This is a genomic window from Bacillus bruguierae, from assembly GCF_037104725.1.
In the GTDB taxonomy this organism is placed as follows: domain Bacteria; phylum Bacillota; class Bacilli; order Bacillales; family Bacillaceae_G; genus Bacillus_A; species Bacillus_A bruguierae.
This window is the reverse complement of the sequence record NZ_JBAWSX010000002.1, coordinates 295,704-321,134: the sequence shown is the minus strand read 5'-3', so window position 1 is coordinate 321,134 and position 25,431 is coordinate 295,704. Positions and strand designations below refer to the sequence as shown.

The 25,431-nt window shown below is 36.0% G+C and carries 27 protein-coding genes, 1 other RNA gene and 1 riboswitch; of the genes, 7 read left to right on the top strand and 21 right to left on the bottom strand.

Annotation, left to right across the window (positions count from 1 at the left end):
• Nucleotides 1-172: 172 nt before the first annotated feature.
• Nucleotides 173-832, top strand: a complete 660-nt coding sequence (locus tag WAZ07_RS05790; RefSeq protein ID WP_336471672.1) for a hypothetical protein — start codon at nucleotides 173-175, stop codon at nucleotides 830-832.
• Nucleotides 833-1,140: 308 nt separating this feature from the next.
• Here the strand turns inward: WAZ07_RS05790 and WAZ07_RS05785 are convergent, their stop codons facing one another.
• From WAZ07_RS05785 to WAZ07_RS05760, 6 genes are all read right to left on the bottom strand, one after another.
• Nucleotides 1,141-1,644, bottom strand: coding sequence for a DUF2716 domain-containing protein (locus WAZ07_RS05785; protein ID WP_336471814.1), 504 nt, complete (start codon nucleotides 1,642-1,644; stop codon nucleotides 1,141-1,143).
• A gap of 87 nt (nucleotides 1,645-1,731) precedes the next feature.
• Nucleotides 1,732-2,406: a hypothetical protein gene (locus WAZ07_RS05780; RefSeq protein ID WP_336471671.1), complete on the bottom strand. Its 675-nt coding sequence runs from the start codon at nucleotides 2,404-2,406 to the stop codon at nucleotides 1,732-1,734.
• A 495-nt stretch (nucleotides 2,407-2,901) separates the two neighbouring features.
• Nucleotides 2,902-3,147, bottom strand: coding sequence for a cytoplasmic protein (locus WAZ07_RS05775; protein WP_090912454.1), 246 nt, complete (start codon nucleotides 3,145-3,147; stop codon nucleotides 2,902-2,904).
• 282 nt (nucleotides 3,148-3,429) lie between these two features.
• The gene (pbuX, locus tag WAZ07_RS05770) at nucleotides 3,430-4,761 is read right to left on the bottom strand and encodes a xanthine permease PbuX (RefSeq protein ID WP_336471813.1); all 1,332 of its coding nucleotides are present in this window, start codon (nucleotides 4,759-4,761) and stop codon (nucleotides 3,430-3,432) included.
• Nucleotides 4,761-5,354 carry a xanthine phosphoribosyltransferase gene (locus WAZ07_RS05765; protein WP_336471670.1) on the bottom strand — a complete coding sequence of 198 codons (594 nt, stop codon included), beginning with the start codon at nucleotides 5,352-5,354 and terminating at the stop codon, nucleotides 4,761-4,763. The genes pbuX and WAZ07_RS05765 overlap by 1 nt, the downstream gene beginning before the upstream one ends.
• Nucleotides 5,355-5,462: 108 nt before the next feature.
• Nucleotides 5,463-5,564: riboswitch (purine riboswitch) on the bottom strand.
• A complete protein-coding gene (locus tag WAZ07_RS05760; RefSeq protein ID WP_336471669.1) occupies nucleotides 5,561-5,707 on the bottom strand; it encodes a hypothetical protein in 147 nt (48 codons plus the stop codon). Its footprint overlaps the riboswitch before it by 4 nt.
• 472 nt (nucleotides 5,708-6,179) lie before the next feature.
• On the opposite strand from WAZ07_RS05760, the gene WAZ07_RS05755 reads away from it, so the two are divergent.
• Genes WAZ07_RS05755 through WAZ07_RS05745 form a run of 3 tightly spaced genes read left to right on the top strand, consistent with a single transcriptional unit; the run spans nucleotide 6,180 to nucleotide 8,476 of the window.
• Nucleotides 6,180-6,326, top strand: a complete 147-nt coding sequence (locus tag WAZ07_RS05755) for a cytochrome c oxidase subunit 2A (protein ID WP_090912460.1) — start codon at nucleotides 6,180-6,182, stop codon at nucleotides 6,324-6,326.
• Nucleotides 6,327-6,356: 30 nt separating this feature from the next.
• On the top strand, nucleotides 6,357-6,830 hold the full coding sequence (locus tag WAZ07_RS05750) for a cytochrome c oxidase subunit II (protein WP_336471668.1): 474 nt from the start codon (nucleotides 6,357-6,359) through the stop codon (nucleotides 6,828-6,830).
• On the top strand, nucleotides 6,827-8,476 hold the full coding sequence (locus WAZ07_RS05745; protein ID WP_336471667.1) for a b(o/a)3-type cytochrome-c oxidase subunit 1: 1,650 nt from the start codon (nucleotides 6,827-6,829) through the stop codon (nucleotides 8,474-8,476). Before WAZ07_RS05750 ends, WAZ07_RS05745 begins: the two co-directional genes overlap by 4 nt.
• A gap of 200 nt (nucleotides 8,477-8,676) precedes the next feature.
• Here WAZ07_RS05745 and WAZ07_RS05740 read toward each other — a convergent pair whose 3' ends face one another.
• From WAZ07_RS05740 to WAZ07_RS05695, 10 genes are all read right to left on the bottom strand, one after another.
• Nucleotides 8,677-9,510 (bottom strand): DUF2262 domain-containing protein, encoded by an 834-nt coding sequence (locus WAZ07_RS05740; RefSeq protein ID WP_336471812.1) that lies wholly within the window; start codon nucleotides 9,508-9,510, stop codon nucleotides 8,677-8,679.
• 261 nt (nucleotides 9,511-9,771) lie between these two features.
• Nucleotides 9,772-11,289, bottom strand: coding sequence for a carboxypeptidase M32 (locus WAZ07_RS05735; protein ID WP_336471666.1), 1,518 nt, complete (start codon nucleotides 11,287-11,289; stop codon nucleotides 9,772-9,774).
• Between the two features lie 93 nt (nucleotides 11,290-11,382).
• Complete coding sequence (locus WAZ07_RS05730) at nucleotides 11,383-13,320, bottom strand: ATP-dependent DNA helicase (RefSeq protein ID WP_090912468.1); 1,938 nt, start codon at nucleotides 13,318-13,320, stop codon at nucleotides 11,383-11,385.
• Nucleotides 13,321-13,451: 131 nt separating this feature from the next.
• Nucleotides 13,452-13,637, bottom strand: a complete 186-nt coding sequence (locus WAZ07_RS05725) for a DUF3921 family protein (RefSeq protein WP_336471665.1) — start codon at nucleotides 13,635-13,637, stop codon at nucleotides 13,452-13,454.
• 63 nt (nucleotides 13,638-13,700) lie between these two features.
• Complete coding sequence (locus tag WAZ07_RS05720) at nucleotides 13,701-14,837, bottom strand: THUMP domain-containing class I SAM-dependent RNA methyltransferase (protein WP_336471664.1); 1,137 nt, start codon at nucleotides 14,835-14,837, stop codon at nucleotides 13,701-13,703.
• 233 nt (nucleotides 14,838-15,070) lie between these two features.
• Nucleotides 15,071-15,461: RNase P RNA component class B (gene rnpB, locus WAZ07_RS05715), an RNA gene on the bottom strand.
• A gap of 87 nt (nucleotides 15,462-15,548) precedes the next feature.
• Nucleotides 15,549-15,890: a cell division regulator GpsB gene (gene gpsB, locus WAZ07_RS05710; RefSeq protein ID WP_090912474.1), complete on the bottom strand. Its 342-nt coding sequence runs from the start codon at nucleotides 15,888-15,890 to the stop codon at nucleotides 15,549-15,551.
• Nucleotides 15,891-15,962: 72 nt separating this feature from the next.
• A complete protein-coding gene (locus WAZ07_RS05705) occupies nucleotides 15,963-16,517 on the bottom strand; it encodes an SLOG family protein (protein WP_336471663.1) in 555 nt (184 codons plus the stop codon).
• A 63-nt stretch (nucleotides 16,518-16,580) separates the two neighbouring features.
• Complete coding sequence (locus tag WAZ07_RS05700; protein ID WP_336471662.1) at nucleotides 16,581-17,054, bottom strand: CotD family spore coat protein; 474 nt, start codon at nucleotides 17,052-17,054, stop codon at nucleotides 16,581-16,583.
• Between the two features lie 448 nt (nucleotides 17,055-17,502).
• Nucleotides 17,503-17,922, bottom strand: a complete 420-nt coding sequence (locus WAZ07_RS05695) for a YppG family protein (RefSeq protein ID WP_336471661.1) — start codon at nucleotides 17,920-17,922, stop codon at nucleotides 17,503-17,505.
• A 315-nt stretch (nucleotides 17,923-18,237) separates the two neighbouring features.
• Here WAZ07_RS05695 and WAZ07_RS05690 point away from each other — a divergent pair, with 315 nt between their 5' ends.
• Nucleotides 18,238-18,447 (top strand): YppF family protein, encoded by a 210-nt coding sequence (locus WAZ07_RS05690; RefSeq protein ID WP_090912482.1) that lies wholly within the window; start codon nucleotides 18,238-18,240, stop codon nucleotides 18,445-18,447.
• A gap of 25 nt (nucleotides 18,448-18,472) precedes the next feature.
• Here the strand turns inward: WAZ07_RS05690 and WAZ07_RS05685 are convergent, their stop codons facing one another.
• From WAZ07_RS05685 to WAZ07_RS05675, 3 genes are all read right to left on the bottom strand, one after another.
• Nucleotides 18,473-18,784: a YppE family protein gene (locus WAZ07_RS05685; RefSeq protein WP_413788870.1), complete on the bottom strand. Its 312-nt coding sequence runs from the start codon at nucleotides 18,782-18,784 to the stop codon at nucleotides 18,473-18,475.
• A 52-nt stretch (nucleotides 18,785-18,836) separates the two neighbouring features.
• Nucleotides 18,837-19,079, bottom strand: coding sequence for a hypothetical protein (locus WAZ07_RS05680; RefSeq protein ID WP_090912486.1), 243 nt, complete (start codon nucleotides 19,077-19,079; stop codon nucleotides 18,837-18,839).
• A gap of 801 nt (nucleotides 19,080-19,880) precedes the next feature.
• Nucleotides 19,881-20,882 carry a DUF2515 domain-containing protein gene (locus WAZ07_RS05675; RefSeq protein WP_336471659.1) on the bottom strand — a complete coding sequence of 334 codons (1,002 nt, stop codon included), beginning with the start codon at nucleotides 20,880-20,882 and terminating at the stop codon, nucleotides 19,881-19,883.
• A gap of 103 nt (nucleotides 20,883-20,985) precedes the next feature.
• On the opposite strand from WAZ07_RS05675, the gene recU reads away from it, so the two are divergent.
• Nucleotides 20,986-21,591 carry a Holliday junction resolvase RecU gene (gene recU / locus WAZ07_RS05670; RefSeq protein ID WP_090912490.1) on the top strand — a complete coding sequence of 202 codons (606 nt, stop codon included), beginning with the start codon at nucleotides 20,986-20,988 and terminating at the stop codon, nucleotides 21,589-21,591.
• A 65-nt stretch (nucleotides 21,592-21,656) separates the two neighbouring features.
• Nucleotides 21,657-24,230, top strand: a complete 2,574-nt coding sequence (locus tag WAZ07_RS05665; RefSeq protein WP_336471658.1) for a PBP1A family penicillin-binding protein — start codon at nucleotides 21,657-21,659, stop codon at nucleotides 24,228-24,230.
• A gap of 20 nt (nucleotides 24,231-24,250) precedes the next feature.
• Here the strand turns inward: WAZ07_RS05665 and WAZ07_RS05660 are convergent, their stop codons facing one another.
• Complete coding sequence (locus WAZ07_RS05660; RefSeq protein WP_336471657.1) at nucleotides 24,251-24,766, bottom strand: YpoC family protein; 516 nt, start codon at nucleotides 24,764-24,766, stop codon at nucleotides 24,251-24,253.
• Nucleotides 24,763-25,419: an endonuclease III gene (gene nth, locus WAZ07_RS05655; protein WP_090912496.1), complete on the bottom strand. Its 657-nt coding sequence runs from the start codon at nucleotides 25,417-25,419 to the stop codon at nucleotides 24,763-24,765. The genes WAZ07_RS05660 and nth overlap by 4 nt, the downstream gene beginning before the upstream one ends.
• Nucleotides 25,420-25,431: the final 12 nt, after the last annotated feature.

Sequence of the window (25,431 nt, the reverse complement as noted above, 5' to 3'; positions counted from 1 at the left end):
TTACTGAATGCTTGTTTGTGGATGAGAGTGGTTTCTGTATTAGACCAATTCACTAACACGTAACTCCATGAAGGTTTACATCATATTGACAAAGTATCCCTAAAGAATGTCAAAACACCTTACAACTCAGACTAAAATTGGTATAATTTGATAAAAAGGGAGGAGATAAGGTTTGTTTATTTACATGTACCTAATTGGATTATTAGTAGGACTTGGATGTTATTCACTTACATATCTTTTTGCAAAAGACACTGATAATTCGAGAAGAGTTATAGTCGTTTTTATAATTGGAGCGATATGTTTATTAGGGAGTCTTATCATCATTGGCGGATTTGCAGGGATGCCTTTTGGTGTTCTAAGTGTAGGAATTTTTACTGTATCTATTTTATTGGCTTTTTTTGGGGGGAATTCATTATGGAAAAAGGCAATCTATACTATCATTATTTCTTGTGTTGTATTATTTGTTTCTTTTGATTACCTAAATAAGGTAGATTATTGGGTAGGAAAAAAAGTAAACTATGGTGATGAAGTGGACTTATATTCACAACAACTGCAAAAACACACAAATATTAAAGGGTATAAAACCTTTACAGTTTCTGAGGGGGATAAAGCAATTGTACTTTCTTTAGGTGAAAAAATGGCTGGAAACAACATTGAGGTTTTAGATGTAAAGGAGAAAGCAAATACAACAATAATCAAAATAAGAACCTTTTATAATCAATCAAATGAGAAAAATCCTTGGATTATGATTGGTCTGAATAGGTTAAAATCGAACATTGTGATAATGGATACCGATGGAACTATATACAAAGAAGTAGGAAAAGCAGATTAACTGTAGAAGGAATTTGTAAACCAAACTCCTTTTTTAGTTGTCGATAACTAACTGAGTGGTCATAAGAGGCTTATATAATGCACTCAGATTGAATACCAAATACAAACTAGATTAAAAGGGAAAACGGGAGGAGAGACTTCTCAAAACACCACCACGAGCCATTTTGAGCGTCTGTGAGCGTGTGTGCTTTATGAACTCTCTAAACTTCCAATTAACAGGTTCAGTTTTAGGGTACAAAACAGAATTACTCAGAGAAATCACCTTTGTAATAGCACTAAAGCAAACCATTAGCTTAATAAAGTTCAGTACTATCCCTTTCGTAATATCGTATTAAACATTCTAGGTTTATGTTTATCAAAAGCCTGTAACAGTTCTACCCCGAAAACAGTTATAGTACTTTCCCAAGGGTTCCCCAAATATGCCCATTCAAGATTTTTATGAATAAACAAATAGTAATCCCCATTAGGAAAAATAGGTATTGTCCATTCACCGAATTCATCTTTCGTGAATTCTAAATATGGATTTACCCAATAACAATCATGTTGCCAATCTAATGCGTAAATATATTCGTTTTTTTGTGTAACTTCTTGAAAAGCCAGCAGTGCTTTTTCCTCTAGGTCATTATAAATATCATCATACTCATTCAAATTACCAGACCAATTGAGATATTTTGAAATATCATAAGTAATAAATGGACTTGGTACGTTAAAAGATGGGAATTGGGAAACACTCGGTTTAAACTTGAATTCTTTATATATTCTATCCCATATAATCTCGTACTCTTTATTAGATAACTCAATCCAATTTTTAATTTGAATGACCACCTTTATAATCCTTTTAATTAAATTAATTATAGCATTTCTTCTTCAACTGCCCCGTTAGTCCAATAACAAATTTAGTTAATAAATATATCTAAAAGTCTCATATTTTCCAAACTTGATAGCAGTTTCAAATTTTCCCCCACCATTTTTATCTTTTAACATAGCATCCATCTTATCATCTTTAATATTGTAATGTCTCTTGTTTAGAAAACCTACACTTCGGATTGTTGGATGGTCTAATATCGGTGATAAGTCTTCATCTAACACATTAGTATCAACAAATCGAAATTCAATTAGCTTAGGAAATTGATTTAAAAAATGCAAATTCTCCAGATTACCGCAAGAATTAAGGCAAAGAACTCGAAGGTTTTTCAAAGAGAATAATTCCTCATTTGGGACGAATTTTTTTGATTGATTAATATGTAAATGTTCTAGCGTATCTGCTAATCCAGACAAACCAAAATCATTTTGTAATTTAGTACAATAGTGTAATTCTAGCCTTTTTAAATTAGTCAATTTTTCTATTCCGATGAAATTATGTATATTCGCCCAAGTTAAATCGAGATAGAGAAGACTTTCTGGAATAGATAAATCAACTAAATTATGTAATTTACTTTTGTGATACCAAAGAGTTAAATATTCAATATTTTCATGATTCATCTCATTAAATTTAACTTCTTTTAAGTTTAAGTAAGCGTGAAGATTATCTGGTATTTGCTCAAACCAAATCGTATTATTTCTCCAGTTATCCATTTTGAATCGCCCCTACATCTTAATTGGTGGTAGTACTTATCTGAATTTGATCATCAATTTATTTAAAATTAACATATCATATAAGTTAATATTTCTTATTCAACTATCTTGCTCATTAATTTAAGTATATTCTTTCATACTATATATTTAAAACGGGGTTTATTTACCTTTTTTGTTTATATGAACTTGAATTACTCAATAAATAGTAGATTAACAGCATTATATAAGCAATGATTTAGGCTTACATGATGCTAAGCATAACTTATATAAAGAGAGGAGATACCTCTTAAAACGCCTCCACGAGCCATTTTGAGCATCTGTGGGCGTGTGTGCTTTATTGACCTCCGCTATGCTTCCGAAGTGGTTCTAATAGACAGGAAAAAGGACTTGGAGAGTATCAAGTCCTTTAAGATTTGTTGTTCAACTCTTGCACCCGTTAGTGAAATAATAGCTTCTAAGCAACAATCAGCTGTTAGTAGTTAACAAGCCTGTATACTAAAACCACTCCTTATGCATTCCTTTTAAAAACAATTTTGTGATTGGAAATCCAGAACTCTCCCCTATAACAGAATCAATTCCACAATAAGGGCAAACTGCTGTATCTTCATCATCCCACCACTCATCAATTTCAGTGGGAATAAATATTTTTAAACAATAAAAGCAACCACATATGATATCCTTTTCTAAATCTTTTCTATTCTTACTACAAAAATGATGTGCCTCTTTAAAATGTCTTTCCATCACTATATCCCACCTCTGTTATCATATCCCTGTTTTCTATTTTACACTTGAATTATCCTTTGTCTTTCTTCCACCAACCTGCCACATTAGCACAATAAGAAAAATGCGTCTCCACTTATTGTAGAAACGCACCTGTTAGTTCAACAACACGAACACTAATTCTTTTTCTTTTCATAAAAAACGCTACCTCTAAATTCATTCCAAAAGGAAAGAAAATATAGACGACGTTTTAACATATTTTAGACGGTAATATGTTGGATAAAGATATATTATTTAATCCGTTCAACCTGCAAAATTTGCTACGCTTTCTTCTCCCTTAGCAACTTGTTCCTCTTTTACTTTCATTTGCCTTTGCGGAATCATATGAAACACAATATTTAAAAGCACGGCTGATGCACTTCCTAATACAATTCCGTTATCTGTTAAAATACGAATACTCTCTGGAAACTGTGAGAATAATGTTGGTACAACTGTTACGCCGAGCCCCATTCCAACAGAACACGCAACAATTAATAAGTTTTCCTGCTTCGCAAAATTAACATTGCTTAACATTTTAATCCCATATGCCATAACCATTCCGAACATAGCGAGCATAGCACCGCCTAATACTGGCTTTGGAATAATTGTTGTTACTGCTGCAATCTTTGGAATAAATCCAAGTACAATCAGCATACCGCCGCATGTGTAAATGACAACACGATTGCGCACACCAGTTAGTTGGACAAGACCGACATTTTGTGAATATGTCGTATACGGAAATGCGTTAAAAATGCCACCTAACACCATTGCAATCCCTTCTGCGCGGTATCCCTTCGCTAATTCTTTTTCACCAATTTCTTTGTTGCAAATATCAGATAGTGCAAAATACACACCTGTTGCTTCAACAATTCCTACGCAAGCAACGAGAATCATTGTAATGACCGGTGTTAATTCGAATGTTGGTGTACCAAAGTAAAATGGCTGCACGCCATGAAACCAATCCGCTTCTGCTACAGCTTGTAAGCTTACCTTTCCCATTAACGCAGCAATTGCTGTACCAAATAATAATCCTAATAAGATAGAAATAGAACGAATGAAACCATCAAAAAAACGGTACATGATGATAATAAATAACAATACTCCGAATGCTAATGCTAAATTAGATACACTACCGAAGTCTTTACTTCCTACACCGCCAGCCATATCGTTAATCGCAACTGGAACTAATGTAACTCCAATAACGGTTACAACTGAACCTGTAACAACTGGCGGAAACAGTTTTACAAGCTTTCCAAACACACGAGCAAATAACACAACGAAAAGTCCTGCTGCAATAATAGAACCGTACACAGCAGATACCCCGTACTGCTTACCAATCGCAATCATTGGTCCAACCGCCGTGAAAGTACAGCCTAACACTACTGGAAGTCCAATGCCAAAGAAACGATTCGTTAACGCTTGTAAAATCGTTGCAATGCCGCACATTAATAAATCAATTGATACTAAATACGTAAGCTCACGCTGATTCAATCCAAGTCCGCCCCCAACAATAAGCGGAACGATAATTGCCCCGGCATACATCGCCAACATATGTTGAATACCAAGAGACGCGATTTTAAAAGGATGTTGTTTCATCATTCTACCTCCGCTACCACGCGTTCCACAAAACGAACTGTCCCGTTATCAAGCGATGCAATTTCCGCAAGCGATTCTACGCGAACACCGCTCTCACGTAATTTACTTCCTCCATCTTGAAATGCTTTTTCAATTACAATTCCGATACCTGCTACCGTTGCTCCAGCTTGCTCTACTAAATTCATTAAACCAAGTGCTGCCTGACCATTTGCTAAAAAGTCATCAATAATAAGAACGCGATCGTCTTCATTTATATATTGTTTCGATATAGAGATTTCGTTCGTTTCTTGCTTTGTATAGGAATATACTTTTGCAGTATACATATTATCTTGTAATGTTAACGATTTACGCTTTCTCGCAAAAACAACCGTTACACCAAATTGTAATGCAGCCATCACAGCTGGAGCAATTCCTGAAGACTCAATCGTCACGATTTTTGTAATCTTATCGTCTTTAAAACGCCTTGCAAACTCTTTTCCGATTTCTTGCATAAGCACTGGATCAATTTGATGATTTAAAAATGCATCTACTTTTAACACATCATCTGATAATACTTTTCCTTCACGCATAATTTTCTCTTGTAATAATTTCATAGTTTGTTCCTCCTCTTATGCAAATAAAAAACTCCAAAAGCAGCCTTCACCCAATACAAGTGAGAGACGTGCTTTTGGAGCCTCGCAAAAAAAGAATGCAACTATAGCAGTATATTCGTCCTCACTCATAGTCGAAGCATTTACGGTACCTCGGTAGAAACTTGCAGGCCATATCCCTGCGATTATATGAGTGTTGCTAACTTATTTCATTTTATAGAAGGATTATAACGTACATTTTTCACTTTGAAAAGCATTTCTTTAAAAAACACGTACAAAAATTCGTTACCGACCGATTTTGTTCGTTTTTTTGTAACCCCTTCCATTCCATGATAATCATTCACCATTTTCGACATCTTTGTCTAGCTCCAGCGGCTAGAACATTCGGTGGCTTCGCGTCTTGTTCTGAGCGAGCCGCTTCCGCTTTTCTTTATAAGTCGCTGCTACGCAGAATACAACATGACCGCTACTTACTTTCTCCTTTTGTTTGAAACCTTGCATGTGGTAGAAAAAAGCCCTGATCGTTTCTATGCATGGCCAGATACTCTCGTCCGCCTAAAAGGAAAGAGGATTTTTATGTCAATTTTTTAATTTGTATTTCTATAATTTCCTTAATAAAATCGCAAATCCAACATTCACTTCACATTTTTTTCACATTTAATCATTACAAAATCGGTAATAAATCATGATTTATCAACTTTTCATCATGAACATAGTTTTAATTATATCAATGAACAATTTTTGAAAGCCACGCTGGCGATATGGAAATTGTCGGAATCTTTCGTATGATAAAAATATAAGATTTACTTTCTCAAGGAGGGAGAGCACATGGGAGAACGTAATTTACAACAATCAGTGAAGAGAAAACAAAAGGAGAGTTCACTCAAAGGTACATTAATTTTTGTTTTTTTACTTGGTTTCTTTTTAATCTTCACATGGTTTAGTGTATATCAAATTTTTTTAAATCGATTGTAATGTGACTCAGAAACAAGGGGGAGATGAGATATGCACTTGCATAAGTATGAAAAAATTTGGCTCATTTTCGGTGTTGGTTCATTATTTGTATTTTTAGCCGTAATTGGAGTAAGCGCATTTTATATGGGAAACCAGCCGCCTAGCTGCTTAACGACAATCGATCCAGAAAAAGTAAATGCGACTGCTCCCTTTGATCATCCTGGTGTAAAGCAAGTTGGTAAAGATCATTATCAAGTAACAATTGTCTCACAAGCATTTTCCTTTACACCAAATGTCATTAAAGTCCCAAAAGGAGCCAAAGTTGACTTTGTTGTCGCGACGAAAGATGTTGTACATGGCTTTGAAATCGCGGGAACAAATGTGAATATGATGGTTGAGCCCGGCTATGTGAGCACAGCTTCTCAAGTGTTTCAAAAAGCTGGTGAGTATTTAATCGTATGTAATGAATATTGCGGAACAGGCCATCATATGATGAGTGCGAAAGTAGAGGTGACTGACAAATGATTGCACTGCAAGATAAAATAAGTAAACGAGATGCAAATTTAGCAATGGCTCATATACATGTTGCATTTATCGCTCTATTTTTAGGAGGGGTATGCGGGCTATTGCAAGTACTTGTCCGATCTGGAAAGTTTAATCTTCCAGCTGGAATCGGTTATTATCAAGTGTTAACAACACACGGCGTATTACTAGGACTCGTATTAACAACATTTTTTATTATCGGCTTTTTATTTGCTTGTATGAGCAAAACAACAGGAACGTTTTCAAAAGGAGTGCGCAGGACAGGTTGGATTGGTTTTTGGCTTATGACAATTGGGACCGCCATTACTGCTATTTTTATACTATTAAATAAGGCTACCGTTCTCTATACATTTTATGCTCCGTTAAAAGCTCATCCTGGTTTTTACATCGGTCTTACCCTCGTTATTGTCGGCAGTTGGTTTAGCGGTTTTGCAATGTTTGCTCACTATCACACATGGAAAAAACACAATAAAGGAAAAGTTGGTCCCTTACTGAGCTTTATGGCTGTTATTACAATGCTACTTTGGCTCGTTGCAACTCTTGGCGTTGCTGCAACAGCACTCGTACAATTCATTCCTTGGAGCTTAGGCATTGTTGATAAAATTGATGTTCTTGTTAGCCGAACATTATTCTGGTACTTCGGCCATCCACTCGTCTATTTTTGGCTTCTTCCTGCCTACATGGCATGGTATGTCATTATCCCAAAAATTATTGGTGGAAAAATTTTTAGTGATTCTCTCGCTCGTTTATCATTTATTTTATTCTTATTGTTTTCCGTTCCAGTTGGATTCCATCACCAATTAACAGAACCAGGTATTGACCCAGGGTGGAAATACTTACAAGTTGTCTTAACATTCATGGTTATCATCCCATCATTAATGACTGCATTCTCTCTATTTGCATCATTTGAACAATATGGACGTTCAAAAGGAGCAACTGGCCTATTCGGCTGGCTACGTATGCTTCCATGGTCCGACGCAAGGTTCTTTGCACCGTTCGTTGGAATGCTTATGTTTATTCCAGCAGGAGCAGGCGGGCTAGTGAATGCAAGTCATCAATTAAACCAAGTGGTTCACAATACAATTTGGATAACAGGACATTTTCATTTAACGTTGGCTACATCTGTCGTACTAACATTCTTCGGCATTGGCTATTGGCTGATTCCCCACTTAACAGGACGTGTTATGACAAAAGAAATGAATCGCCTTGCAATGATTCAAACTTGCATATGGACACTTGGAATGCTATTCATGTCCGCTGGGATGCACTTCGCTGGATTATTAGGAGCTCCGCGCCGCTCTTCTTTTTCCACATACGGCAATGCACCGCAAGCAGTTGAATGGATACCATATCAAATTGCCCAAGCAGTTGGCGGCACGATTTTATTTGTCGGCATTATTTTAGCTATCATTATTTTCTTAGACCTTGCTTTCTTCGCTCCAAAAGGCCATACTGAATTTCCGGTTGCAGAAGTATCTGATGCATCTGATCAACCACCAATTGTCTTCGAGAATTGGAAACTATGGCTCGGCATTACAGCACTGCTTATTTTATTCGCGTACACAATTCCGTTTATAGATATGATTCAAAATGCCCCGCCTGGTTCGAAAGGGTTTAAATTGTGGTAAATAAAAAGCAGAGGGGTACCCCTCTGCTTCATTTCAAGCGTAACGATTTCATCCATGCACCTGCAGACTTAAATCGAATTCATCTTATGTTAAAAAATTTGCTTCTATTTAGAAAAAATGTACCTGATTATGAATTAACTCAACTACAAATGATAAGTCATTCATTTTTTTATTTCTCACCAATCATTCACTTCACACATTTATCCTGCAATATCAGCCGAATTGAGAATCCCATTAATATTTCCATCTACAATGATACAATGTCCCAAAAACATATCTCCATCAAAGAAGAACATCTCAAAATCACCTTCCGGATAAACACTTATGCTGTCTAGTTTCATTAAATCCATAAACATTTCTTTTGTAATCTCATTGATCTCTTCCTCATCATAATCCTGTAGCCAATCATTTGCTAATTCCACTAGTTCTTCTGAAGCATACATTTTAATTTTCTTGTTCCATTCATCTTGCTCCTTGAAAAGTACATATGCTGTTTCCAACGCAGACTTCATATTATTCTGGTCTTCATCCCAATCAAAATACAAATTGCATTCTTCACCAGCCCAAGAAATTCTCTTTTCAAAAACTTTAACTCTTTTATTTAGGAAAAATTCGCCGAACATCTCATCATTATAGTAAACCGGCTTCATCGAATCTTGTAATATTATCTCCAACTCATCATCTCTATATAGAGTTTCCAGAACCTTGACAAGCATCATCGAATTTTCTGCTCTACGCACCTGTAATCTCACAACTGCATTCTCTTTTAAAACTTCTCTTGATTGTTTCAATTCTTCATCATCAACTAACCATTCAAGTCGTAGCTCTTCTTTTATAACAGTTTCATTGTTATATAAATCTTTCCATGCAATCAAATTAATTGACGCAGTCCATAAAATGTCGCTACCTGCTTTTCCCGCACCAATTCCCGATGCCCCTGTGACAGCTGCCACCTCAATAACATTTTCTGTGAATTTTTTCTCAAATCTACTTTTTTCACTTGATTTACTCAATTTATCACACAATCCCTTCATCACGCTCAAGCACAAATCATATTGAAAGTACTTTACGAGTTTTCCTGTTTTATTTTAATTGTACATTTAGAAGCATATTCGATATATGTAAACTAGTTCCCTGTACGTTAAAGAAGCCGTTATTTATTTTACTATCTTTTTATTTTTTAACTTGATGAACATGAGGTTGAATAAATCATTCTAAGAAACTCAAAGCAACGCACATACAGTAAAATGTTAATTCATAAAAAGGAGCCACATATATGCAGCTCCTTTTCCTTTTTATAATTCATAAATTTCTTTATACTTCGCCTCTAAATAATCCGCTAAATAGTTCGCATTCAATCCTTCACCCGTTACATCTTGTAAAATTTCTAAAGGCTTCTTCATCTTTCCATATTGGTGAATGTTTTTTGTTAACCATTCACGAATTGGTGTCACGTTTCCTTCCTCTAGTAATGCATCAAAGTTCGGAATCTCTTCTAACATCTTATGCTTAAATTGCGCTGCATACATATAGCCAAGTGCATAGGATGGGAAATATCCAAATGAGCCACCAGACCAGTGAACATCTTGCAATACACCTTGTGCATCATTCGCTGGGCAAATACCTAAATAATTCTCCATCTTGTCATTCCATGCTGCTGGTAAGTCTTTTACTTTTAATGTGCCATCAAACAATTCTTTCTCCAATTCATAACGCACCATAACATGGAGTGGATATGTAAGTTCATCCGCTTCAATTCGAATAAAAGAAGGTTTTGACTCATTGATTGCATCGTAGAATTCATCTACTGATACATCTTCAAATTGGCCATTACTAAATTGTTTCAATAGATCATAATTTTTCTTCCAGAATGATTTATTCCGGCCAATAAAATTTTCGAAAAATAGAGACTGTGACTCATGAATCCCCATCGATGTCCCTTCACAAAGTGGCGTTCCTTCCAATTTTTCTGAAATATTTTGTTCATATACAGCATGTCCACATTCATGAATCGTTCCGAAAACTGCCATGCGGAAGTCATTCTCATCATAACGAGTCGTAATCCGAACATCGCCTCTATTTAATGTAACTTCAAAAGGATGTACCGTTTCGTCAAGACGACCAGCTTCAAAATTATAGTTTAATTGCTTTAATAACTCTACAGTAAAATTCTCTTGTTGTTCTTTTGAAAAATGCTCAAATAAACCATTTGTTTTTAACTCTTTTTTAGACTCAGAAATTTTTTTCACAAGCGGAACAATACGCTCACGCAGTTGTCCAAACACACGATCTAATACTTCTACTGTAACACCTGGTTCATATATATCTAATAATGTATTGTATTTGTATGTATCATAACCCCAATATGAAATGAATTTCTTTTTATATTCAACAATTTTTTCTAAATATGGACGGAACATTTCAAAATCAGATTTTTCACGTGCTTCTTCCCATACACTCTCTGCTTTTGCTTCTAATTTCACATAAGCTTCATATTCAGCCTGTGGAATTTTTTTATTTCGATCATATTCTTTACGGCACTCTTCTACAATTTTTTTTGTAGTTTCACAAATTTTATTTTCAGAAATTAAAGTCTCTAATTCATTTAAATAATTGCCCATTTCATCAGAAGTTGATAATGCGAATACTTCTGATGAAAGCGTCCCGATTACTTCAGAGCGCTGATCGACACCTTTCTTTGGTGCCCCTGTTCGTAAATCCCAAAATATTAGACTTAACGCTTCCCCATAATTTTCTATCTTTTTCACATATGCTAAAAATTCTTTTTCTACTTCATATGCAGTAATCGTCATATTATAAAAACCTCCTTTTTCTACCTCAACCTTATTTCGACATAAACATAGAAATCCCTTTTCAAATAGAAAAAAAGCTTGGCAATCGCCAAGCTATAGCACTGTACCTTCTACTGGAAGTACTTTTTTCACAGCCTCTATCACTTTTTCATTTTCATTATCTGACAAGAATAACGAAATCGTACCCTTATCTTCACTCGTACGAATTAAACGACCAATTCCTTGACGAAGACGTAAAATCATATACGGTACATCAACCTCCCAGAACGGATCATTTACGTGCTTACGCTTCGCTTCAAATACAGGATCATTTGGAGGGAACGGAAGCGACCAAATCATAACGTGAGATAGTGAAGAACCTGGAATGTCTAGACCTTCCCATAAATGAACTGCACATAATACCGTTTCTTCTTCATTTTGGAAACGAGAAACAAGCTGACTAATCTCTTGATCTCCTTCATATAAAAACGGTACTGACATTTGTTCTTTCCCTACATATTCTTTAAACGCTAATAACTCTTGTTTTGTACGGAATAAAATCAATGTGCGTCCATTTGTTTTTTGGATTTCTTCTAATGCATACTGACATTTTTTTTCCCATTCGTTCTCTTTTGCATATGTTGGTAAGTACACTTTCATCTGCTCTTCATATTCGAACGGAGAAGCAACTGAAAATGATAAATAATCTTTTACCCCTAAACTATTTGCAGTAAATGCAAATGAATTATTTTCTGATAATGTTGCAGACGAGAAGATGTACGGAATTTTTTTGGAGAATACTTTTTCTTGTAGTACTTCCTCTACAGCACGCGGCATAATCACAAGCGTAAAGTCGCCATCGCTTTCTTCTCCCCACGTAATTACATTTTTCTCATGCATAAACAAACGTAATGAATGCTCTAATACATCTAAATGCTCATCAACAATATTTAAATCATATGTGTTTACTGTGTACATTTCACTTTCAAAAACTAGCGCATCGCCGACTTCAGAGATTTTTGCATATAGACGTTTTGCTTCTTTCATGACTTTTTCTGTTAATTGAATTTCTAAACGATCAGAACCAGCAATTTCCTTCTTACTTTCTTTGAGTGTTTCAAAAAACTGTTCTGTTTGCCAAATTGTTTCTTCTACTAAATAAGCAAACTCTTCGCGAACATCATTTTGCAGTAATCTTGTTAAAAGTTGTTCCATCATCGTTTGTTTTAAGCGATATGTCAATGCTTTTTGCGCTGCATATTCTACAAGATGACCTTCATCAAAGACAACGCAGCTACTTTCTGGCAACAATGGCATTTGCCCTTCACGTTTACGTGCTTCATATGTCCAAATATGATCCATATAGAAATCTTGCGAACAAATAATTAAATCTGCTGCTTTACGATAATGTTCACGAGATAATGTTTGTCCGCAGCGATGACGGGATTCACATGTAAAACAATCTTGGAAATAATCCCACGATACTTTAGACCATTCTTCATCGTTTAATAGCGGAAATTCTTTTCGATCACCGTAATGAGTAAAGTTTTGCATCGTTCCATGATCAAATACAAATTGTGGCAATTCATAATATAAATCTTCAATTACTTCCGGAGCTCGTCCACTCATTACATCTTCAAGTTTACGTAAACATAAATAATTATCCATTGATTTAGCTAGCCGTACATCAACTGATAACCCTAATGCTTCTGATAATTTCGCAATGTCCCCTTCTTCTTTTACTAGCTGTTCAATTAATGTTTCGTCTGCACAAGCAATAATAGCTGGTTTCCCTGTATAGCGTGCATAACAAATTGCATACAGAAGGTATACAATTGTTTTTCCTGTTCCAACACCCGCTTCAGCAAACATTACTTTCTTCTCTTGAAATGCTCGTTCTAATTGAAACGCCATAAAAATTTGCTCGTCACGCTCTTCAAATCCCTTTTCTGGTAAAACGTCGTAAAAAACGTCTCCAATCCATTCATTTAACTTGTCGAAAAAATTATCTTGTTTCCCCACTTCAAATGGCAGCTTCTGCTTCGTAAACATGCTATTCCTCCAACTACATAATTTCTATATAAAAAGACAGAGCAACCACTCATAAAAAGAGTAGTTGCTGTTTTCTTGTTGCTTGCATAACAAATGATTGAAAAAAGTTTTCCTAGATGCAGGAAAACTTTTCACCCTATCAATGATTTTAAATACCGTTTATCAATTAAAGTTTCATGTGATAAAGCTGATAAAAACTCTTCACGTGCTCTTTGGAATTCATGATCCGCTACGCCGTGAAGGTTTACTTCTTTTTCTAATTCATCATGCGTTCGATGAATAGCCTTTTGAATCATAGAAAATTGCAAACCATCCATTAGCGCTTCCTCCTTTAGATTATCGCATAATAGCAAGTATATGCGTTCTAAAGAAGTTTTATACTAATCACGCGGCGGACGTTTACCAAAATACTGATAGTAATCAGTACGAATAAATCCATTAAATAACTTTCGTTTCTTTGATGCATCTTTACCGTACCATTTCTCAAACTCCGGATGGCTTGTTAATACATATAAAGACCAAGTATCTAACGGCTTAAATGCCTGTCCCATCTCCGCATACATTTTTTCAACAAGAGGCTTTTCACTTAAACGCTCTCCGTATGGAGGATTCGTCACCACGTAACCATATTCCTCTTTTGTCCCAAAATCTTTTACTTGCATTTGCTTAAATGTAATAAGATCACCAAGTCCTACTTCATCAGCATTATCCTGAGCAACTTGTACCATACGATGATCAATGTCTGATCCGATAATTTGAAGTGGTTGATCGTAGTTTGCTAAGTCTTCTACTTCTTCACGAGCTATGCGCCAGTTGTCTTTACCAACCCAACCCCAACCATCAGAAGCAAAGTCACGGTTAAAGCCTGGAGCAATATTTTGACCAATTAACGCTGCTTCCAGTGGAATTGTTCCAGAACCGCAAAAAGGATCTACAAATGGGCGATCTGGCTTCCAGTTTGTTAGCATAACTAACGAAGCTGCCAACGTTTCTTTTAACGGTGCATCCCCTTGTCCAACGCGGTATCCACGCTTATGAAGACCAACACCACTTGCATCAATTGTCAACGTTGCCACATCTTTTAATAATGCGACTTCAATTCGAAATAGCGGGCCGTTCTCTTCGAACCATGTTGTACGTTTATATGTACTTTTCAATTTTTCAACGACTGCTTTTTTTACGATACTTTGACAGTCCGGTACACTAAATAAAGTAGATTTGATCGATTTACCGATAACAGGAAATTCTCCATTTTCCGGAATGTAATCGCCCCAATTTAACGCCTTTGTTTTTTCAAATAACTCATCAAATGTTGTTGCCTTAAATTCACCAACTTTAATTTTCACACGATCCGCTGTACGGAGCCATAGATTACTGCGACAAATTGCTTTTTCGTCCGCTTCAAATATTACTTTCCCATTATCTACCTGGCATTCATAACCGAGACTGCGAACTTCCCTTGCAACAAGCGCTTCAATCCCCATTGCAGCAGTTGCAATTAAAGTAACTTTTCCCATCTTCATTCTCCTCATTAAGTAAAGTGAAACTTCCTTTCGTGAGCGCTCTTCTCACGAAAAGTTAGTTGACCAATCGGGCTCTTATAGAAGGTTTCATAAGATACAAAAAATACCGCCTATTTGAGCGGATAAAACTTCTTTACCATTTTAACTCATATTAGAACACTTCATACAAATAAAAAGCTCTCCTCTTACAAAGGAGAGCTGAACAAACTCATGATTGGTTCATAACGTTCTGTAAGCCATGTTCTGTACCTTTGTACTGCAAACGGCCCACGCCTCGTACTCCGGTGGCAATCATCTATCTACAGAGCAAAATTGCATCTGTCCTTTCCCATCGTTCATTTCCTTAGGAAAAGTTCCCCTACCAATATTTGGGTTTCTCGCTCGTGGGGTTTACCTCGTTCCACTCCCGTCATTTCTTCCGGGACTTCGTCACTGTGGCACTTTAAAGGTAGTCAAACCATATCCCATGGACTTAGGTTTTTTCCCTGCCGTTAATCCAGCTTTACGCCAAATTACCCTAGCTTATGACTTCGCTAGGCACGAACACTACGACCATCTCAGGTCGTGCGAGCATGGACTTTCCTCTACAACAAAACGTTGCAGCGATTACCCAAACGTTATGACATGGATTAGTATAGTGGAAACATAAATATTTTGCAACATTTTTTATACGGAAAATGCTGCGAACTTATTTATTCTCTTCCATTACTCGTACAATTTACTTCCAAATACAGCTTTCTCCAAATTCGACAGACGTTTTAAAATGTCTGTATTTGTATTGTTATATACTGGTTGTGGAGTAGAAATTGGAGATGGCGTTGGTTGTACTTGTACACTCAATGCTTTTTGTTTTTGTTCTTCCAATTCTTGTTGTAAACGAGCATTCTGTTGCTTTAATTGCTCAACTTCCTTATGAAATGCTTCATAGTCCTTAATAATTAGATCTAAAAACTTATCAACTTCTTCTTGTTGATATCCTCGCATTCCCGTTTTAAACTCTTTTTCTAAAATATCTTTTGCTGTTAACTTAATTTTATCAGAAATCATTCATTCCACCTCAAGTCTCTTTACCAAAACTTTCATTACTTAAATTTTTTCAGAAACAGTCCATTTTGTCAATCATATATCTTTATTCCACTGCTCTTCTTCTATTATATCTTGTAAATCAGAAAAAAGTATGAAATAACATTGATAATTTTGTGTTTCTGCTTTTTTCCTTCCTATTTCCACCATATATTTAGGACTTCCTGGTTTTTCTTCATCATACATAGCAAGCAGGGCATCACTTTTTTCAATAAAAAATTGATTTTTTAAACGGAATTGCTCCGGGCTTTCATACTTTCGCTTTGTTATACTATCTACATGATCCGCTTGCGAAAGAATGAATTCGTAATATTCCCTATTATTTTCTTTCCAATTTTCTTCCTGCTCTAAAAAAGGGGTAAATATAGCTAATTTTAAATCTGGGTATTCCAATTGCAAATCAAAGACTACTTCAGCTGTCCATAACTCTACTCCTAATTGCCCACTAATAATTACCCATTCTAATCCTTCTTCTAACAAAGAAAGTAATCTTTTTTGCACCGCTTTTTTTATGTATTCCACACCGGGATGTTCATTTGAAAAAAGACCCAGTTCAAATGGTTTATATCCTGTAACAGCTACAACTTTCAATATAAAACGCCCCTTTTCCTTTCAAAAAAAAGAACTAGCAATTTGCTAGTTCTAGCATAGCACTTACTTTTTAAACATGCCACCTACATTTGGTCCCATGTTAGGTGCTGGTGATACAGCTGGGCTCACATTCGGACCAAATGGTGATATTTGTGGACCGCATGGGGCACATCCGCCGAATCCTCCAACTCCAGGGCCAGGTCCGCCAAATCCTCCAACTCCAGGACCAGGTCCACCAAATCCTCCAACTCCAGGGCCAGGTCCGCCAAACCCTCCAACTCCAGGGCCAGGTCCACCAAACCCTCCAACAAAAGTTGGAGGAGCAGGTTGTATAACATTCACGTTAGATTGTGTTTGTGGAAAATAATGTTGCGCCTGTACTACTTGATGGTGAACGTGTTTCATATGCGTTGGATGGATATAAGGTACAACCGTTTTTGAAAATGTGTGTGTTTCACAACATTTTGTCGGACACACAACTGGAGGTGTTGTTGTAACTGGGCTCAGTCCTCCAAAACAAGGATGACAATGATACATAGTGTTTCTCCCCTCTCACAAATTGAAAATAACCTTACATTTTACAATATGTGAAAAGAGTAAAAGCCGTTTGTTACAAACACCTATTTGTATACTGGAAATTTGTCTATAAAAATTGTTTGAAGTTTGTGAAAATAAAAACAGTTAATGTAATCATGACAAAAAACAAAAGTAAGATAACTTTCTTCACATTCGCCCTCTCCATACATTATATTTTTAATGCTACTGTCATTGTAAAATGGATAGGAGGTCCGAACAACTATTTTTTACGACATTTCATATGCAAAATTTTACATTTGTTAATCTCCATATATTAAAATGTTTTAAAACATTCTCCTTTAACCTTTTACACATATCTTCCTATATAAAGGACTCAAAAAAACTCCCCGTATGAGCTCTATTTGTTCAACTAACCTTTCATGGAAAAAGCGTCTATGACAGATTAATTTCATTTCATAAAAAAGCCCCCTACTTGTTTAACGATACCGGTAATTTGGTTCATTGTATTCATCATTTGGCCTGCAGTACCCATCATTTTATTAATGTCATAGTTTCCATCAGATGTTTTAAACTGCGACATCAAACTAGAAAATTGACTTGGCTGTTGTTTTGTATAGTTTTGTTTATTCATCATTGGATATGGTGTATGTGGATGAAAAGAAGATTGAATAGGTTGTTTCGGTGGATAAAACATCGGCTGATTCATATGCGGAAGTTGAAAAGGTTGAAAATAATTATTGTAATTCATATAGTAAGGCATAAAAGGATACATATTATAACGTAAGTATGGGTCTTGTTCATTCTGATACATGTTATAGCGTAAGTATGGGTCTTGCTCATTCTGATACATGTTAGAATGTTGAAACATGCATTCTCCCTCCTCTAACGGTTTTCTATATAGTTAGAATATGAAATCAAAAAGAAAATGTGTAATTATCCTATAAGTTGAAAAATTTGATGGGAAGTGCGTTATCTACCACTGAGAGGATCTCAACATGTTAGCAGTTATCCTCTGCTTTTTTCTTTCACTAAAAGTTTGAAATACGGTGCTTACTACCACGAATAGCGAGATAATGTAATACAAACCATAATTTTGAAGAAATTTAAATTTTCGAAAAATAAAAAAGTAAGCGTTTGTATGCTACCATTAAATAGAAAAGATTCTTATGGGGGAGGAATCAACATGGTATTAGGGGATTTAAAACAAGAATTCATCGTAAAAAAGGGGTATGAACCTGAAGATTTGAATGAGTTACTTGATTTTGCAAGACATTCTTACCTACAAGGGAGAATTTGTTTATCACAGTATAGAAGTGTAATACGTGAATTAGAAGCAATAGGGGCTACAAAACCAACTTACGAAACAGAAAAAGATATTATAACAGAAGCATAAAAATAAGAGGGGCTTTCCCCTCTTATTACTTACATTGTTCTAAAATATTTTGTAATGTATAATGAATTGCTTGATGCGTTTCAAAAAAACGTTTTCCATTCATTTTCTTGGCAAAGCACTGTAAAGAATTATTTTGTAAATTTGTACATACTTGTTCAATTTGCTGTACATGTATGTATTTAGGCTTTGTACGCTGCAACCAATCCGAAGCGAGTTGTTTCCACTCTTCTAAGTTTTGATCCACTATAGATACGAATGGCTTTATATCCTGATAAAAGTCAAGTTCACATTCTTCACTTGCTCTTTTTTTTATAATGGTTTCGTCATTATACTCCATTAGTTTTTTTGTTAATTCAATCAATATTATATCTTCCACTATTCCCACCCACTTATATACTAACGGCTACTACTTGAAACGTTTGTACCCAGTTACCTTTCTCTTTATGATTCAATAATTTCGTTTCCATATGCTTCATATGCATTTCCATTACCTCTACTTTATTAACTATAAATTCTCTTTTATCCTTAAGCGCATGATCAACCCTAAGCGACACGTTCATTTCAAGCAAATCAAGAGTATTTAACATCTGATCCATCTTTTTCATTACATCTTCTTTCTGAACCATTTTCATCTTCAATACGCCTCCCTCTTTGCTTTTTCTTTGTCATGTTAATTCGCCAGCCCTATTTTTACTCCTGCGTGCTTGACAAAACTAGTTGTAATTCGGCAAAGAAAGTGATTTTTTGTATGAAGTTTATGAAAGTGGCAACAATACGAAAGGGAGGTGTCGACATTGGCTAAAAACAAAAATGAAAACAATAAAAAACAACCTCAAAACAAACAAAATAAACCAGAAACAGGAAATCCAAAATTAGACGGTCCAAATTTCCCTGCGACATAAAGTGAAACTTCCTTTCATGGACGTCTTTCCCATGAAAGGTTAGTTGAACCAATCGGGCTCTTACGAGTGGGTTGCTTTCCTTCCCGCTCACACTTCTTACCAACCGTTTGAGCGGGGTAAAGTGAAACTTCCTTTCATGGACGTCTTTCCCATGAAAGGTTAGTTGAACCAATCGGGCTCTTACGAGTGGGTTGCTTTCCTTCCCGCTCATACTTCTTACCAACCGTTTGAGCGGGGTAAAGTGAAACTTCCTTTCATGGACGCCTTTCCCATGAAAGGTTAGTTGAACCAATCGGGCTCCTACGGGTGGGTTGCTTTCCTTCCCGCTCATACTTCTTACCAACCGTTTGAGCGGGGTAAAGTGAAACTTCCTTTCATGGACGCCTTTCCCATGAAAGGTTAGTTGAACCAATCGGGCTCTTACGGGTGGTTTAAATCCCGCTTTCCACAAAGCGGGATTTTTTTATTATATCATAACCTTACTTTATTGAAATACAGACATTCTGCTCTCTCTTTTCTAAATATCCCATGCTAAAAGAGGCTATTTAATGAGGCAAAGAAATGTAATTGCTTCTGTTTATGTAAAAACCATTCTGTCATTTCAACTTCTTCTTTCGGTTCTTCAAATAAAAACAGCTTTTCTACATCAACTCCTGTCTGAAACCAATCTTTCTCTGCCTTACGGTGATGAAAAACAACAGAAAATACATCACGAAGCTGCGGCGTATTTTGTTCCTTAGATAAAATAAAATATTGTTCATAATCGAATCTTGATCCCGTGTGAACTGTTTGAGAAGAAAATGTATAAAAAAACTCCTTATAAGTTGGATGAAACAACAACCATGCTAATCGTTTTCCTAACTCAATTCTCTTTGTTAATGTTTCAAATTGATATACAGAAAAACCGTATAATTCCCCAGTTATTGTCGGAAATATTACTGCACTAAAATGAAATAACTCCTGAAATTTAAACATTAATGTTTGAAAAATGTGCTTTTGATAAAAAGGATGCTCAATTATAGGTTTTTGAATGATACATTGTTCATTAATAATAAGAGCTGTCATAAGTCTTTCTTCATTTTTTTGATGCCAAAAGCGAGACCATTCCCCTTCCATAAATACCGAAACAGAAAACATTTGTAATAAATGAAACAAGGACTTTTTCATTCGTTTACTATATTCGTACAATAACAACTGTGGGTACGCATCTAAAAAAATAAGCCAATTGGCACGTTCATATGTAAGAAATAATTGTTTACGTATCTCCTTAGATAAAACTTTCGGATAATATTTTCCTTCTAAATCTGTCATATTCCACCCTGCATTTCGAGACACCATACTAGCTAAAAACGACCACCGAATTTCTTTATTACGCTCATAATATTTCTTATAAGCATGCGTACGCGAAATGTTATCAGCATTCGCAAGAATCATTTGTTGCTGAATATGACTGACAAGCTCCTTTTCTTCATTTGTATAAGAAGAAACCTTCCTTTCTTGTTTTATTTTTTCATATGTATTTTGTGCACACAAAATAATCTCACCTCGTATCTATTTAAAAAAATAGCCTATTTTTTATTTTTTTTGATATAATCACCTTTGTAAGTGATTCTATGCAATTTGGAGTGGACAAAATATGACCATTCGTTACCCAAACGGAAGAAAGTATACGCAAACTCAACCAACTCACAACCTGTCACCTATCAGAAAACATACTTATAGTAACAGGGGAATGTCCCTTGAAGAGGAGCTGAATGAAACAAATCAATACTATTTAACTCACAATATTGCTTGTGTGCATAAAAAACCGACCCCTCTTCAAATCGTAAAAGTCGATTATCCAAAACGAAGCGCTGCCGTAATTAAAGAAGCGTACTTTAAACAACCTTCTACAACTGATTACAACGGTGTATACAAAGGCAAGTACATTGATTTTGAAGCGAAAGAAACGAGAAATAAAACGAGCTTTCCTTTGCAAAACTTTCACCTTCATCAAATCAAGCATATGAAGGAAGTATTAGCTCATAGCGGAATTGCATTTGTTATTATTAAATTTACTCTTTACGATGAATTTTATTTATTGGAAGCAAAACATATCATTACATTTTGGGATCGACAAGAAGCTGGTGGGCGTAAATCCATTACAAAAGAAGAAATAGAAGAATATGGATATTTATTACAATGCGGTTATCACCCTCGCATTGATTATATTCATACACTAGACACACTTTATTTTTCATGATAGAGTCAACAATAAGGCTCATTTTTCGACTTTTGGGGAGAAAATGAAAGGTAGGAGAAAGTATAATGTCAGAAAATTATCGTTCTCGTGAAGAACGAAAACAAGTTCAAAAACAGAAAAAAGAACATTCTAAAAAAGAGCAACCAAAGAAAAAGAGTTCTTTTCTACGTAAATTTCTAATCGCTTGCTTATTAATCGGTATTGTGACACTAGTAGCGGGAGTTTCTGCTTTCTTTGTTATGGTAAAAGATGCTCCAAAACTAGATAAAGCAAAACTTGTAAATCCATTATCAACAAAATTTTATGATAAAGACGGAAAATTCATATATGAATATGGTGCTGAGAAGCGAACAAATGTCACATATGATCAAATTCCAAAAGTAGTAGAAAGTGCCTTCCTAGCTACAGAGGATTCTCGCTTTTACGAGCACAATGGGATTGATTTTAAGCGGACTGCCAAAGCGATCTTCGAAAACGTAACAGGTGATTTTGGTTCTCAAGGCGGTAGTACCATTACACAGCAAGTTATTAAAAACTATTTCTTGACAATGCAAAAAACAACGAAGCGTAAAGTACAAGAATGGTATTTAGCTTACAAACTAGAGCAGCAATATTCAAAACATGAAATTTTAGAAATGTACTTAAACAAAATTAACTTAGGTAACCGTTCTTACGGAATTGCAGCTGCTGCGCAAAATTATTACGGGAAAGATTTAAAAGATTTAAAATTAAACGAAGCAGCGATGCTGGCGGGATTACCACAAGGTCCTAATAATTATGATCCTACAAAGCCACAAAATGTGAAAGCTGCTACAGAACGACGCAACACTGTATTATATTTAATGAATAGACATGGCTATATTACAAAGCAAGAGATGGAAGATGCAAAGAAAATTCCGGTAACAGACGGTCTTAAGCCAGCTCAAGAAGCAACGCAAATGCCTTATCAAGGATATTTTGATGCTGCCATAAAAGAACTTGAAGCAGAAGATAAAGATGTGAACATTGGTTCTGATGGCCTTAGTATCTATACAACATTAGATCCAAAAGCACAAGATTTTGCGGATAAAATGTTGAACACAGAAGAAATCATTAACTACCCGGATGAAAAATTCCAGGGGGCATTCGTATTTATGGATACGGAAACTGGTGAAGTTCGTGCACTCGGCAGCGGACGCGGTGAAAATAAAGCAACATTTAAAGGGCAAAACATGGCTATTGACATGCAGCGCCAAGTTGGTTCAACTATGAAACCAGTCTTTGACTACGGCCCTGCTATTGAATACAAACAATGGTCTACGTATCATCAAGTTGATGACTCAACGTACTATTATGAAACCGATCGAAAACGAGAGGTTCGGAATTTTGACAACGGTCATAAAGGTATGATGTCAATACGTGAAGCATTAGCGCAGTCACGTAACGTTCCAGCTGTACAAACTGCGAATGCAGTCGGCCGTGATAAAGCACAAGCTTTTGCAGAAGGACTTGGCTTTACATTTCCAAAAGGCGCAGTAGAATCAACAGCAATTGGTAGTAATGATTCTTCTCCTCTGACAGTTGCAGGAGCATATGCAGCTTACGGCAATGGTGGTGTTTATCATAAACCGCATTTCATTACAAAAGTTGTCTATCCTGATGGGAAAGAAGTTAACTTTGCACCAAAAGGAAAACGAGTGATGAAAGATTCTACAGCATATATGGTTACGGATATGATGCGTAGTGTTGTAAAATCTAGTACTGGTACTGGTAAAGCGGCAAATATCCCTTCATTAGACGTTGCAGGTAAAACAGGAACAACAAACTATTCTGCAGAAGACCTAAGGAAATTTGATTTCCCTGGTACCGCAAGCCCTGATAGTTGGTTTGCAGGTTATACACCACAATATACAATGGCTGTATGGACAGGGTATAATAAACAAAGTGAAAATTATGTTGACAAAAATTCAACCGTTATCGCACAGCATATGTTTAAAGCGATGATGAGTGAATTTGGAAGTGATACAGCTCGCTTTGAAATGCCAAGTAGTGTAGAACGGATTAATAACGAACTTTATGTTAAAGGTGCGAAAAAAGATGATGTTCCAAAAATTAATGTAGATGCACCAGCTGGAATCACTCCATCATATGATGCTGCATCGCAAACTATATCATTAAGTTGGGCCGCTTCATCTGATTCAGACGTATCATACTCTCTAAGCTATAAAGGTAGTGACGGGTCTAGTGGCAGTCCAAAAGTGAGCGGTACAAGTGCAACAATTAGCGGCGCAAAACCTGGTGTTACTTATACCATCACTCTTGTTTCGAAAAAGAGCGGTAGCTCTAGTGACCCGGTAACAATAACGTATGTAGTGCCTGGTGGTGACGCTAAGAAACAAACTGAGGAAGACGCAGCTAAGAAGAAAGCTGAAGATGACGCTAAGAAAAAAGCTGAAGATGATGCTAAAAAAGCTGAAGATGACGCTAGGAAAAAAGCTGAAGATGATGCTAAGAAGAAAGCTGAACAAGATAAACAAAATCAAGACCAAAACCAAAACCAAAATCAAAATAACGGAAATACCACACCGGGCGGAGGAACCACTCCAAATCCTCCGAACCCGAACCCAAATCCGAGTCCGAATCCATCACCTACACATTAATAAAAAAGAAGCCATTTTCTCTACTGAGAAGATGGCTTCTTTTGCATAATGAGTACTCTTACATATAATTTTTCCAATTCTTCATATAACTGTGTCAGTTGAATAAAAGAATGATAATGATCTGGCTGTTTCATAATAAACAAAAAACGCTCCATAAAGTTAACTGGCTTTTGTTCTAGCCTTTCTATTTGTTCCTTCATATCCTGTAAACTGCCAACAGGTGTTCCATTCATCCAGTGTAAAATAGATAAAAGATGTCCTGCAAATCGCACCATCGGATCTTTCGCTTCTTTTTTGTTTCGATTTCGAAATAACATAGAAATCTCTTCTTTTTGTTCTTTCCATAAGCCTAATACAGTAGGAATGCTCATTTCTATCTCATTCCATGGCTTATATCCCTGCTCAATATCAAAGAAAAAACACGTCTCTTCTAAAAGCTCTCCAAATGATTTCTCTGCATTGTATTCAATAACAGTCTCTTCTTCAAAGAAAGGGATGCACTGAAAATGATTCGGTATTTCAAGTACTTTCTTCATTTCTTTTCCTTCTCTCTCATGCGCTTCTTACCTTCACGACATAAATCTAGCAACTTGCATTCTTCGCACTGAGGACGCTGAGCTTTACAATGATAACGTCCAAAGAAAATCATGCGATGATGTGTCACGCCCCACTCTTCCATCGGGACTTTCTTCATGAGCGTCTTCTCTACTTCTAGTACAGAATCTTTCCATTTACAAAAGGCAAGTCGTTTACTAACGCGCTCTACGTGCGTATCAACTGCAATTGCTGGAACTCCAAATGCAACAGAGACAACGACGTTTGCTGTTTTTCTTCCTACACCTGGTAACTTCGTTAATTCATCTCTATCTTGCGGCACCTCTCCGTCATATTCATCGATCAGCATACGACATAGCTTTTGAATATTTTTTGCTTTATTTCTGTACAAACCAATAGAGCGAATATCTTGCTGCAATTCTTCTAAAGACACCTTTAAATAATCTTCTGGTGTTTTATATTTCTGAAATAAACTTTTTGTTACTTTATTTACAAGAACATCTGTGCACTGTGCAGATAGGGCAACCGCAATAACAAGTTCAAATGCGTTGTCATGATTCAGTTCACAATGCGCTTCTGGGTACATCTCTCCCATTACATCAAGACAATGTCTAATTTGTGTTTTATTTAGCATTATTTCCTCCTA